This is a genomic window from Erwinia sp. B116 (assembly GCF_002865965.1).
Taxonomy (GTDB): Bacteria; Pseudomonadota; Gammaproteobacteria; order Enterobacterales; family Enterobacteriaceae; genus Erwinia.
The window spans coordinates 61123-73672 of the sequence record NZ_JRZZ01000022.1; the positions used below are offsets into that span (position 1 = coordinate 61123).

11 protein-coding genes and 1 riboswitch are annotated in these 12550 nt (G+C 57.6%); of the genes, 8 read left to right on the forward strand and 3 right to left on the reverse strand.

Going from position 1 to position 12550, the window contains the following annotated elements:
* Positions 1 to 90 precede the first annotated feature (90 nt).
* From argB to argH, 3 genes are all read left to right on the forward strand, one after another.
* A complete protein-coding gene (gene argB / locus NV64_RS15230; RefSeq protein ID WP_056233717.1) occupies positions 91 to 867 on the forward strand; it encodes an acetylglutamate kinase in 777 nt (258 codons plus the stop codon).
* 146 nt (positions 868 to 1013) lie between these two features.
* Complete coding sequence (locus NV64_RS15235; RefSeq protein ID WP_056233718.1) at positions 1014 to 2228, forward strand: argininosuccinate synthase; 1215 nt, start codon at positions 1014 to 1016, stop codon at positions 2226 to 2228.
* 89 nt (positions 2229 to 2317) lie between these two features.
* Positions 2318 to 3691, forward strand: coding sequence for an argininosuccinate lyase (gene argH, locus NV64_RS15240; protein ID WP_056233719.1), 1374 nt, complete (start codon positions 2318 to 2320; stop codon positions 3689 to 3691).
* Positions 3692 to 3770: 79 nt separating this feature from the next.
* Here the strand turns inward: argH and NV64_RS15245 are convergent, their stop codons facing one another.
* Positions 3771 to 4502 carry a glutathione peroxidase gene (locus NV64_RS15245; RefSeq protein WP_056233721.1) on the reverse strand — a complete coding sequence of 244 codons (732 nt, stop codon included), beginning with the start codon at positions 4500 to 4502 and terminating at the stop codon, positions 3771 to 3773.
* Between the two features lie 137 nt (positions 4503 to 4639).
* Here NV64_RS15245 and oxyR point away from each other — a divergent pair, with 137 nt between their 5' ends.
* Positions 4640 to 5548: a DNA-binding transcriptional regulator OxyR gene (gene oxyR, locus NV64_RS15250; protein ID WP_056233725.1), complete on the forward strand. Its 909-nt coding sequence runs from the start codon at positions 4640 to 4642 to the stop codon at positions 5546 to 5548.
* Here the strand turns inward: oxyR and sthA are convergent.
* Entirely contained in the window at positions 5540 to 6940 is a 1401-nt protein-coding gene (gene sthA / locus NV64_RS15255) for a Si-specific NAD(P)(+) transhydrogenase (protein ID WP_056233727.1), read from the reverse strand. The two genes, oxyR and sthA, sit on opposite strands and share 9 nt — an antisense overlap.
* A gap of 192 nt (positions 6941 to 7132) precedes the next feature.
* On the opposite strand from sthA, the gene fabR reads away from it, so the two are divergent.
* Together fabR and NV64_RS15265 are read left to right on the forward strand one after the other, a co-directional pair.
* Positions 7133 to 7774, forward strand: coding sequence for an HTH-type transcriptional repressor FabR (gene fabR, locus NV64_RS15260; protein WP_056233729.1), 642 nt, complete (start codon positions 7133 to 7135; stop codon positions 7772 to 7774).
* 12 nt (positions 7775 to 7786) lie between these two features.
* Complete coding sequence (locus NV64_RS15265) at positions 7787 to 8140, forward strand: YijD family membrane protein (protein ID WP_056233731.1); 354 nt, start codon at positions 7787 to 7789, stop codon at positions 8138 to 8140.
* A gap of 123 nt (positions 8141 to 8263) precedes the next feature.
* Here NV64_RS15265 and trmA read toward each other — a convergent pair whose 3' ends face one another.
* Positions 8264 to 9364 carry a tRNA (uridine(54)-C5)-methyltransferase TrmA gene (gene trmA, locus NV64_RS15270; RefSeq protein WP_056233733.1) on the reverse strand — a complete coding sequence of 367 codons (1101 nt, stop codon included), beginning with the start codon at positions 9362 to 9364 and terminating at the stop codon, positions 8264 to 8266.
* A gap of 123 nt (positions 9365 to 9487) precedes the next feature.
* Positions 9488 to 9669: riboswitch (cobalamin riboswitch) on the forward strand.
* Between the two features lie 66 nt (positions 9670 to 9735).
* On the opposite strand from trmA, the gene btuB reads away from it, so the two are divergent.
* Positions 9736 to 11619, forward strand: coding sequence for a TonB-dependent vitamin B12 receptor BtuB (gene btuB, locus NV64_RS15275; RefSeq protein WP_101506243.1), 1884 nt, complete (start codon positions 9736 to 9738; stop codon positions 11617 to 11619).
* Positions 11564 to 12430, forward strand: a complete 867-nt coding sequence (gene murI / locus NV64_RS15280; RefSeq protein WP_072166311.1) for a glutamate racemase — start codon at positions 11564 to 11566, stop codon at positions 12428 to 12430. Before btuB ends, murI begins: the two co-directional genes overlap by 56 nt.
* Positions 12431 to 12550 lie beyond the last annotated feature (120 nt).

The window sequence follows — 12550 nt, forward strand, 5'->3', positions numbered from 1 at the left end:
GAAACCGATAATTTATCGCCAGCCGCAGCCGTTGAACAGGCGTTTCAGTGCAACCGGAACGCAGACACCCACAGAGAGCGAGTTACGTTGATGACCAGTCCGTTAATTATCAAGTTAGGTGGCGTATTGCTGGACAGCGAAGAGGCGTTGACGCGCCTGTTTGATGCCCTGGTCAGCTACCGTAGCACGCATCAGCGTCCGTTGCTGATCGTTCACGGTGGTGGCTGCCTGGTTGATGAGCTGATGAGCAAGCTGTCGCTGCCGGTGAAAAAGAAAAACGGCCTGCGGGTGACCCCGGCCGACCAGATTGACATCATTACCGGCGCGCTGGCGGGCACCGCCAATAAAACGCTGCTGGCCTGGTCAACAAAACATGGCATTCCTGCTGTTGGCCTCTGCCTGGGCGACGGTAACAGTGTTAAGGTGGCACAGTTTGATGATGAACTGGGGCACGTGGGCCAGGCGTCGGCGGGCTCGCCGCTGCTGATTAACACTCTGCTCAGCGCCGGCTTCCTGCCGGTGGTCAGCTCGATCGGTATTACCGCGGATGGCCTGCTGATGAACGTCAACGCCGACCAGGCGGCCACCGCGCTGGCGGCCACGCTGGGTGCCGATCTGGTGCTGCTGTCGGACGTGAGCGGCATCCTCGACGCGGACAAGCAGCGTATCCCTGAGATGACGGCGACAAAAGCGGAAAAACTGATCGCTGACGGCGTGATCACCGACGGAATGATTGTTAAAGTCAATGCAGCACTGGATGCCGCCCGCACGCTGGGCCGTCCGGTCGATATTGCCAGCTGGCGCCATGCGGAACAGCTGCCAGATTTGTTTAACGGTGTGTCCATCGGCACCCGGATCCTCGCTTAACTATTAACTGTCCCGAGTATTTCATGCTGCAGCAAGGCGGCGATGGAACGAATCCCCGGGAGCTTAGTTTACTAAGTGACCGGGGTGAGTGAGTGAAGCCAACGCAGCTGCAGCGTGAAAGACGAAGGGAAGATCAAGGAATTATCATGCAAGACAAGAGCATCAAGAAAATCGTACTGGCTTACTCCGGCGGCCTGGATACCTCGGCGATCATTCCCTGGCTGAAAGAGAACTACGGCGGCTGTGAAGTGGTGGCCTTTGTGGCGGATATTGGCCAGGATCCAAAAGATCTGGAAGGCGTTGAGCAGAAAGCGCTGCAGTCCGGTGCTTCTGAGTGCCACGTGGTGGATCTGCGTGAAGAGTTTATCAGCGAGTACGTTTATCCGGTGCTGCAGACCGGTGCACTGTATGAAGGCACCTACCTGCTGGGTACCTCAATGGCGCGCCCAATCATCGCCAAAGCCCAGGTTGAGCTGGCGCTGAAGGTCGGTGCTGATGCCCTGTGCCACGGCGCGACCGGTAAAGGTAACGACCAGGTGCGTTTCGAAACCACCTACACCGCGCTGGCTCCACAGTTGAAAGTAGTTGCGCCATGGCGTGAGTGGAACCTGCGTTCCCGTGAAGCGCTGCTCGACTACCTGAAAGAGCGCAATATCCCGACCACCGCGTCGCTGGAAAAAATCTACAGCCGTGATGAGAACGCCTGGCACATCTCTACCGAAGGCGGCGTGCTGGAAAGCCCGTGGAATGCCCCGAACAAAGACTGCTGGGTGTGGACCGTCGATCCGCTGGAAGCACCGGACCAGCCTGAGCAGGTCACCGTTTCCGTAGAGAAAGGCCGCGTGGTTGCCGTTAACGGCGAAGCGCTGAGCCCGTTTGGCTGCCTGGACAAGCTGAACGCCATCGGTGCGCGTCACGGCGTGGGCCGCATCGATATCGTGGAAAACCGTCTGGTGGGCATCAAATCCCGCGGTTGCTACGAAACCCCTGGCGGCACCATCATGGTTAACGCGCTGCGTGCGGTAGAGCAGCTGGTTCTGGACCGTGACAGCTTCAAATGGCGCGAGCAGCTGGGCCTGGAGATGTCTTATGTGGTTTACGACGGCCGCTGGTTTGCGCCGCTGCGTAAATCCATCCAGGCCTCTGCCGAAGCGCTGGCGGAAGAAGTAAACGGTGAAGTGGTGCTGCAGCTCTACAAAGGCCAAGTCACCGCGATTCAGAAGAAATCGGCTAACAGCCTCTACTCTGAAGAGTTCGCCACCTTCGGCGAAGACGAAGTGTACGATCACCGTCACGCGGGCGGCTTTATCCGTCTGTTCTCCCTCTCTTCACGCATCCGCGCGCTGAACGAGAAGAAGTAATCCTGCGGGCGGGCATGTCCCGCCCTGCCGAATACCATCAGGGGCGGCGTCGGCCGCCCCTGTCATATGAATTGAATGGAGCACTGCACATGGCACTTTGGGGTGGACGGTTCACACAGGCAGCCGATCGGCGTTTTAAACTGTTTAATGACTCACTGCGCTTTGACTATCGTCTGGCAGAACAGGACATTATCGGCTCCGTGGCCTGGTCCAAAGCGCTGGTGACGGTCAACGTATTAACCGCAGACGAGCAGCAGCAGCTGGAAAGCGCGCTGAACGTGCTGCTGGAAGAGGTGCGCGCTAATCCGGAGCAGATTCTGGAGAGCGACGCCGAAGATATTCACAGCTGGGTGGAAGGCAAGCTGATCGACAAGGTCGGCGCGCTGGGTAAAAAACTCCACACCGGCCGTAGCCGTAATGACCAGGTCGCTACCGACCTGAAGCTGTGGTGCAAACTGCAGGTGGGCGAGCTGCTGGCCGCCACCCGCCAGTTCCAGCAGGCGCTGGTTGCCACTGCCGAAGCTAACCAGGACGCGGTGATGCCGGGTTATACCCACCTGCAGCGCGCGCAGCCGGTGACCTTTGCCCACTGGTGCCTGGCCTACGTGGAGATGCTGGCGCGCGATGAGAGCCGCCTGCAGGATACCCTGAAGCGCCTCGACGTCAGCCCGCTGGGCTGCGGCGCGCTGGCGGGTACCGCCTATGAGATCGACCGCGAGCAGCTGGCCGGCTGGCTGGGCTTCGCCTCCGCCACCCGTAACAGCCTTGATACCGTCTCCGACCGTGACCACGTGCTGGAGCTGCTGTCTGACGCCTCGATCGGCATGATCCACCTGTCGCGTTTTGCCGAAGATCTGATCTTCTTCAACACCGGTGAAGCGGGCTTCGTTGAGCTGTCGGATAAAGTCACTTCCGGCTCGTCGCTGATGCCGCAGAAGAAAAACCCGGACGCGCTGGAGCTGATCCGCGGTAAAGCCGGCCGCGTGCAGGGCGCGCTGACCGCGATGAGCATGACGCTGAAGGGCCTGCCGCTGGCGTACAATAAAGATATGCAGGAAGACAAGGAAGGGCTGTTTGACGCGCTCGACACCTGGTTTGACTGCCTGCAGATGGCTACCCTGGTGCTGGACGGCATTCAGGTGAAGCGTCCGCGCTGCCAGGAAGCGGCCGAACAGGGCTACGCCAACTCCACCGAGCTGGCGGATTACCTGGTCGCCAAAGGCGTACCGTTCCGTGAAGCGCACCATATCGTCGGTGAGGCGGTGGTGGAAGCCATTGCTCAGGGCGTGGCGCTGGAAGCGCTGTCGCTGGCCGACCTGCAGAAGTTCAGCAGCGTGATTGGCGATGACGTCTATCCGGTGCTGGCGCTGCAGTCGTGCCTCGACAAGCGTAACGCGCAGGGCGGCGTATCACCGCAGCAGGTGGCTGCGGCCGTCGCGCACGCTAAACAGCGCCTGGCGTAAATAAAAAAGGCGGGCCTGCTGGCCCGCCTGGTCACTTCTTTTTTATTTTCTTACTGCAGACATTGCCGTGCGTTCGCCCTTATGCGGCGAAATACTGCTCTAAATCATCGCTGCCGCCGATATGGCGCCCACCGATAAACACCTGCGGCACGGTCGCCCGGCCGGTCACGGCACGCAGGCTGACGGTGGTTGCATCCTGACCCAGCACGATCTCTTCAAACTTAATGCCGCGATCGAGCAGCATCTGCTTGGCTTTGGCGCAGAAAGGGCAGCCCGGCTTGCTGAACAGGGAAACCGACTCCTGCACCTTAAACTCGGGCGCCACGTAGCGCAGCATGGTGTCGGCATCCGACACTTCAAACGGGTCGCCCGGCTTGTTAGGCTCAACGAACATCTTCTCCACCACGCCGTTGCGCACCAGCATTGAGTAACGCCATGAGCGTGGACCAAAGCCGATCTCGGCTTTCTCGACCAGCATCTCCATACCGCGGGTGAAGTCGCCGTTGCCGTCCGGGATGAAGGTGATGTTATCCGCGCGCTGGTCGGCTTTCCATGCGTTCATCACAAAGGTGTCGTTGACCGACACGCAGAGAATGCTGTCCACGCCGTGTGTTTTAAACACCTCTGACAGCTCGTTATAGCGCGGCAGATGGCTGGATGAACAGGTTGGGGTAAAGGCACCCGGCAGGGAAAAGACGATCACCGTTTTATCTTTAAACAGCTCGTCAGTGGTAACGTCGACCCAGCTGTCGCCCTGACGTGTATGAAAAGTAACCTGCGGGACGGACTGACCTTCCTGACTTGCAAACATAAAGAACCTCTTGTTTAACGCGGTTGACGTGGCGTTTCGTTGGAATGCGCACATTATTGTCAATGCGGCTTGATAGGGCTAATCGTTGATTGCTATGCTATCTATCGTCACGAGCTATCGTGGAAATGGAGAATTGAATGAATATTCGCGATCTTGAGTACCTGGTTGCGCTGGCTGAACACCGCCACTTCCGCCGGGCGGCGGATGCCTGCCACGTCAGCCAGCCGACGCTGAGCGGACAGATCCGCAAGCTGGAAGATGAGCTGGGCGTGATGCTGCTGGAACGCACCAGCCGCAAGGTGCTGTTCACCCAGGCCGGCCTGCTGCTGGTGGACCAGGCCCGCACCGTGCTGCGGGAAGTCAAAGTCCTGAAAGAGATGGCCAGCCAGCAGGGCGAGGCGATGTCCGGGCCGCTGCATATCGGCCTGATCCCCACCGTTGGCCCCTATCTGCTGCCGCAGATTATTCCGTCGCTGCACAAGACGTTTCCAAAGCTGGAGATGTACCTGCACGAGGCGCAGACCCAGCAGCTGCTGGCGCAGCTGGACAGCGGCAAGCTCGACTGTGCGATTCTGGCGCTGGTCAAAGAGTCAGAGGCGTTTATTGAAGTGCCGCTGTTCGACGAGCCGATGAAGCTGGCGGTCTATCAGGATCACCCGTGGCGCGATCGCGATCGGGTGCCGATGTCGGACCTGGCCGGTGAAAAGCTGCTGATGCTGGAAGATGGCCACTGCCTGCGCGATCAGGCAATGGGCTTCTGCTTCCAGGCGGGAGCGGATGAAGATACCCATTTTCGCGCCACCAGTCTGGAGACCTTACGCAATATGGTGGCGGCGGGAAGCGGCATTACGCTGCTGCCTGCGCTGGCGGTACCGAAGGAGCGCGTACGTGACGGCGTCTGCTATCTGACGTGCTATAAGCCGGAACCACAGCGCACCATTGCGCTGGTGTATCGTCCGGGTTCACCCCTGCGCGGCCGCTATGAGCAGCTGGCAGAGGCGATCCGTGAACATATGCAGGGTGTAATGGCGGGCAGTTTAAAATAAGCGGTTCAGGCCGTTCAGTGCGGCAACCCGGTAGGCTTCAGCCATGGTCGGGTAGTTAAAGGTGGTATTCACAAAGTACTCAATGGTGTTACCACCGTTTTTCTGTTCCATAATCGCCTGGCCGATATGAATAATCTCGGCGGCGCGCTCGCCAAAGCAGTGAATGCCGAGGATCTCTTTGGTTTCGCGGTGGAACAGAATTTTCAGGCTGCCGACGTTCATCCCGACGATCTGCGCGCGTGCCAGGTGTTTGAACTGCGCACGGCCCACTTCGTAAGGCACCTTCATGGCGGTCAGCTGCTGTTCGGTTTTACCGACCGAGCTGATCTCCGGAATGGTGTAGATGCCGGTCGGAATATCTTCGATCAGATGGGCGGTCGCCTCACCTTTTACCAGCGCCTGCGCGGCAATACGGCCCTGATCGTAAGCGGCTGATGCCAGGCTCGGGTAGCCTATCACGTCGCCGACCGCGTAGATATGCGGCTGTGCGGTCTGATACATGCTGTTGACCTTTAACAGGCCACGGCCGTCTGCTTCCAGCCCGACGTTTTCCAGCCCCAGCGAATCCGTGTTACCGGTGCGGCCGTTCGCGTACAGCAGGCAGTCTGCCTTCAGCTTCTTGCCAGACTTCAGGTGCATGATCACCCCGTCGCTGACTGCCTCAATCTTCTCAAACTCTTCGTTGTGACGGATCACCACGCCGTTGTTCCAGAAGTGATAGGAGAGCGAGTCTGACATCTCCTGATCGAGAAACGCCAGCAGGCGATCGCGGGTGTTGATCAGGTCAACCTTGACGTTCAGGCCGCGGAAAATTGACGCATATTCACAGCCGATCACCCCGGCACCGTAGATAATCACGTGGCCCGGTTCATGGTGCAGGTTGAGGATCGAATCGCTGTCGTAAACGCGCGGGTGGCTGAAGTCGACGTCCGGTGGATGATACGGGCGCGACCCGCAGGCGATGACAAACTTCGCGGCCGTCAGCTGTTCAACGCTGCCGTCGTGACTCTCTACCGCAATGGTGTTGGCATCGATAAAGCGGGCGTCGCCCTGGAACAGTTCGCAGCGGTTGCGCTCATAGAAGCCCTGACGCATGCGGGTCTGCTGGCTGATGACGCTTTCGGTGTGGTTAAGGATGTCGGCAAAAGAGGAGCGCAGAAGACGTGAGTGGTCGCTGTACAGGGGGTTCTGGTTGAACTCGATGATACGGCTCACGGCGTGGCGCAGGGCTTTCGACGGGATGGTTCCCCAGTGGGTACATCCGCCGCCGATATTATGATAGCGCTCGATCACCGCGACTCGTGCGCCCTGTTTCACCAGCCCCATGGCGGCACCTTCACCCCCCGGACCGGAACCAATAATAATCGCGTCGTAATCATAAGACTGTGGCATAGCGATACGTCCTATTTCTTATACAATTTTACAACGAGATTCTAACATCTTGTGAGCGACTTCCCAATTCCACGCGCATTTTTTGCCATTTTTTTGGTAACAACCCGCTTAACAGGCGTTCACAAAGTTTGACCGCCTGTACGCTGAAATTTTTGCTATAGTGCCTGTCCGGCAGGTCTAACAGGCACAATCATGGGCGTCAGAGCGCAGCAAAAAGAACGTACACGGCGGTCACTTATTGAAGCGGCATTCAGCCAGCTCAGTGCCGAGCGTAGCTTCGCCAGCCTGAGCCTGCGCGAAGTGGCCAGGGAAGCCGGCATCGCCCCAACGTCATTCTATCGTCATTTTCGTGATGTAGATGAGTTAGGGCTGACCATGGTTGATGAGAGTGGCCTGATGTTGCGCCAGCTGATGCGTCAGGCGCGTCAGCGTATCGCCAAAGGGGGCAGCGTAATCCGCACCTCGGTGGCAACATTTATGGAATTTATCGGCAATAATCCAAACGCCTTTCGCCTGCTGTTGCGGGAGCGTTCCGGCACCTCGGCGGCGTTTCGTGCCGCGGTAGCGCGTGAAATTCAGCATTTTATCGCCGAGCTCGCCGATTACCTCGAGGTGGAAAACCGCATGCCGCGCAGCTTTACCGAAGCGCAGGCCGAGGCGATGGTGATTATCGTCTTTAACGCCGGTGCCGAAGCGCTGGATATTGATGCCGGGCAGCGTCGGCAGCTGGAAGAGCGGCTGGTGCTGCAGCTGCGGATGATCTCCAAAGGGGCTTACTACTGGTATCGCCGCGAGCAGGAGAAACTGGCGGTGACGCTTGAATCTAAAGAGTGAAGGGGAAAGGCAATGAGTTTAGCTCCACAACGCGATAAAGGGACGCTGCTGCTGGCGTTTATCACCGGACTTTCAATCAACGGCACCTTTATGGCGCTGTTCAGCTCTGTCGTTCCGTTCACCGTTTTCCCGCTGATTGCCCTGGCGCTGGCGGCCTGGTGCCTGCATCAGCGCTACCTGAACCGTGCGATGCCTGAAGGGATGCCGTCGCTGGCCGCTGCCTTCTTCCTGCTGGGGATCCTGCTGTATAGCGCGGTAGTGCGTGCTCAGTACCCGGATATTGGTTCGAACTTTATTCCGACCATCCTGATGGTGGTGGTGGTGTTCTGGATCGCCATGCGGGTGAAGAAGGCGCCACACTCCTGACGATCGGGTGGCGGCAAGGGTTGTCGCCACACGCTTCTCCCGCTGCCTGACACATCTTATCGTGCAGTTATATCACCCGAGCCTGGCTGGTAGCGGGCCGGTCAGTCCGGCCTGCACAGGCAATTAACGGCGCGTCAGCAGCACGCCGCACTCCATATGATGGGTGTACGGGAACTGGTCAAAAAGCGCCAGCCGGCTGACGTCGTGGGTGGCCGACAGCGTGGCGAGGTTATCGCACAGCGTCTGCGGGTTGCATGAGATGTACAGAATGCGCGGATAGGCCTGCACCATCTTCACCGTCTCTTCATCCAGCCCGCTGCGCGGCGGATCGACAAAAATCGTTTCACACTCGTAGCTCTGCAGATCGATGCCTTCCAGTCGGTTAAAGCTGCGCTCGCCGTTCATGGCCTGGGTAAACTCTTCTGCCGCCATGCGGATAATCTGCACGTTGTCGATCTGGTTGACGGCGATATTGTACTGGGCCGAGGCGACCGACGGCTTGGCGATCTCGGTCGCCAGCACCCGACGGAAGTTGCGCGCCAGCGCCAGTGAGAAATTGCCGTTGCCGCAGTACAGCTCCAGCAGATCGCCGCTGGCGTTACGTGTGGTATCCAGCGCCCACTCGAGCATTTTCACGTTTACCGCCGCGTTGGGCTGGGTAAAGCTGTTCTCGACCTGACGATAAATCATCTCCTGGCCGTCAATGGTCAGCCGCTCGTCCACGTAGTCACGGTCAAGGCAGATCTTGGTTTTGGTGGCGCGGCCAATCAGCTGCAGATCAAAGCCCTCTGCCCGCAGCGTGTCGCGCAGTGCGGTAGCCGCCTGCTGCCACTCGTCGTCCAGCTTGCGGTGATAGAGCAGCGACACCACGATCTGCCCGCTGGTCGTGGAGAGATAATCAATCTGGAACAGCTTGAAGCGCAGCACGCGCATGTCGCGCACCGCGTCCAGCAGACGGGTCATCATGCGGTTGATCAGCTCGCTGGCCGCCGGGAAGCTGTCCACGCGGATGCGCTGGCGGGTCTGCTGATCGAAGATAATGTGGTAGAGGTCGTCGCCATCGTGCCAGATACGAAACTCCGCGCGCATCCGGTAGTGGCTGACCGGGGAACGGAAGACTTCCACCTCAGGGGCGCTGAACGGTGCCAGCATTGACGTCAGTCGCGCCACCTTTTCGGCAAGTTGATCTTCGTACTGTTCAGTGGGCAGCTGTTCGGGCGTCATGGTTTTTCCTGAATATTAAGCGGAGAGTGCCCGGCGATTGTAGGGATTCCACATCTCATGTCCAGCACTGTGCACTTTTTGCCAGTATGGATTTCTGGATGTCTGGACATCCAATTTCTTTAAACTTAAAATGCGTTTACCGGCCTCATCCCGAGTTAAAAGGGAATCCAGTGCAAACCTGGAGCTGACGCGCAGCGGTATAGAATGTCATGGCAATCGCGCAAGCAGACACTGTCTTCGGATGGGAAGTCTTTGCCTGTAAACGACTCTGAGCCCGAAGACCTGCCGGATTAACGTCGCATTACTACGATTATCGCGTGCTATCAATCGTAGGCCTGCGGCATCCTGCTGGAATTTTGGATGCTCTCATAATGAATAAGATGAATAAATCGCTGTTTGCCTTTAGCGCAACGGCGCTTGCGCTCTGGGCGCAGTATGGCTATGCACAGGAAAGCCGTGAAGCGGAACAGGTGGTAACGGCGAACCGTTTTGAACAGCCGGTCTCTTCGGTGCTGGCCCCCACTACTGTGGTGACCAGAGAACAGATTGATCGCTGGCAGTCGAAAACGCTGACTGACGTGATGCGCCGCTTACCGGGCGTTGATATTGCTCAGAACGGCGGTATGGGCCAGCAGAGCTCGCTGTTTATTCGGGGTACTAACTCTAACCATGTTCTGGTGCTGATTGACGGTATTCGTCTTAACCAGGCGGGGATCAGCGGCGCGTCCGATCTGAGCCAGATCCCGATTTCGCTGGTACAACGTATCGAATATGTGCGCGGTGCGCGGTCAGCGGTATATGGCTCCGATGCCATTGGTGGTGTGGTTAATATCATCACCGGGCGTGATAAACCGGGCACTACGCTGAACGCTGGGGTGGGTTCAAAAGGCTATCAGTCCTATGACGGTTCAACTCAGCAGAGACTGGGTGAGGATACCCTGCTGACGCTGGCGGGCAGTTACACCTATACCAAGGGGTATGATGTCGTTGCGGGTCTGCCAGATTCATCCGGTAATCCGGCGCAGCCAGACCGCGATGGCTATATGAGTAAATCACTGTATGGTGCAGTGGATCATCAGTTTAATGACGAGTTCAGCGGTTTCATTCGTGGCTATGGTTTTGATAACCGCACGGGCTACGATGGTTATCTCACCTATAACAGTGACTACACCCAGGTGATCGGAATACCCGATACTCGCCAGCTCTACAGTCAGAGTTGGGATACCGGGCTGCGTTTCAATCGCGGCATCTACTCTTCACAGCTCATCGCCAGCTACAGCCACACTAAAGACCTTAACTTTGATCCTGCAAAAGGCCGCTATGGTCCGGCCTCAACGCTGGATGATGTCGAGCAATATAACCTTCAGTGGGGCAATACTCTCGCCGTGGGCTACGGTACGGTCAGCGGCGGCGTTGACTGGCAGAAGCAGACTTCAGAGCCGGGTACTAACTATGTGACGGCCGGACAGGAACAGCGCAATACGGGTATTTACGCCACTACGCAGCAGAAGCTGGGTAACGTAACGCTGGAAGGAGCCGTGCGCGGTGATGATAATAACGCCTTCGGCTGGCATAATACCTGGCAGAGCAGCGCGGCCTGGGAGTTTGTTGACGGCTACAGCGTGTTTGCTTCTTACGGTACCGCATTCAAGGCACCGAACCTGAATCAGGTATATAGCGAGAGTTACGGCAATCGCTCCCTGCAACCTGAGAAAAGTAAGCAGTGGGAAGGGGGCTTCGAAGGGTTAAGCGGGCCGGTAAACTGGCGTTTGTCCGGTTATCGTAACGACATTGACGACCTGATTAACTTTGACTCCACTTCGCATTACAGCAATATCAATAAAGCACGCATCAAAGGGGTCGAAGCAACGGCGTCATTTGATACGGGCTCTCTGGCGCATACGCTCTCTTATGATTATCTCGATCCGCGTAATGCAGTGACGAATGAAGTCCTGGCGCGTCGGGCTAAGCAGCAGGTGAAATACCAGCTGGACTGGAGCGTGGCTGAGTTTGACTGGTCCCTGACCTGGCAGTACCTCGGTCAGCGCTATGACACTGATTACAGCGTTTACCCAAGTCCGCGCGTGAAAATGGGCGGTGTGAGCCTGTGGGATCTCGCGGTTTCGTATCCGGTCACATCCCATCTCACCGTTCGTGGTAGAATTGCCAACCTGTTCGATAAAGATTACGAGACAGCGTATGGCTATGAAACCCCTGGACGGGAATACTACCTCAGCGGCAGCTACAACTTCTAAACCGCGCCCCACCGTGCTGGTTTTTGACTCCGGCGTCGGTGGGCTTTCAGTCTATGATGAGATCCGCAAGCTGTTGCCGGATCTTCATTATCTCTACGCTTTCGATAACGTTGCCTTTCCTTATGGTGAGAAGTCGGAAGAGTTTATCGTTGAACGGGTCGTCGCTATCGTTGAGGCGGTGACCCGCCTTTATCCCCTGGCACTGGTGGTGATTGCCTGTAACTCAGCGAGCACCGTCACCCTGCCTGCCTTACGCGAACGTTTCGAATTCCCGGTGGTGGGCGTGGTACCTGCTATTAAGCCGGCGGCGCGTCTGACCCGGAACGGCATCGTCGGCCTGCTGGCTACGCGCGGCACCGTGAAGCGTCCTTATACTCATGAGCTGGTGGCGCGCTTTGCCAGTGAATGCAAAACCGAAATGCTTGGCTCGGCAGAGCTGGTGGAACTGGCCGAAGCCAAACTGCACGGTCAGCCGGTAGCTACAGAAGAAGTGAGACGTATTCTGCAGCCGTGGCTGCGTATGAAGGAGCCGCCGGACACGGTGGTGCTGGGCTGCACGCACTTCCCACTGATTAGTGAAGAACTGCAGCAGGTGCTGCCGGAAGGGACGCGGCTGATTGACTCCGGCGCGGCGATTGCCCGCCGTACCGTCTGGTTACTGGAGAATGAAGCGCCGGAGGCGTTATCGTCCGGTGAGAACATCGCTTTTTGTATGGCGATCACCGAGCAGGCTGTACAATTAATGCCCGTTTTGCAGCGTTATGGCTTTGGGAAGCTCGAAAAACTGTCACTTTCAGCGGTTTCAGAGTAAAAAAGCAGCGCTCAGAAAATTATTTGCAAATAGCCCTTGTCAGCCTCCAGAAAATCCCTATACTGCGCCTCCACTGACACGGAACAACGGCTTACGAGTCACCGGGTCAGGAGCTTCAGG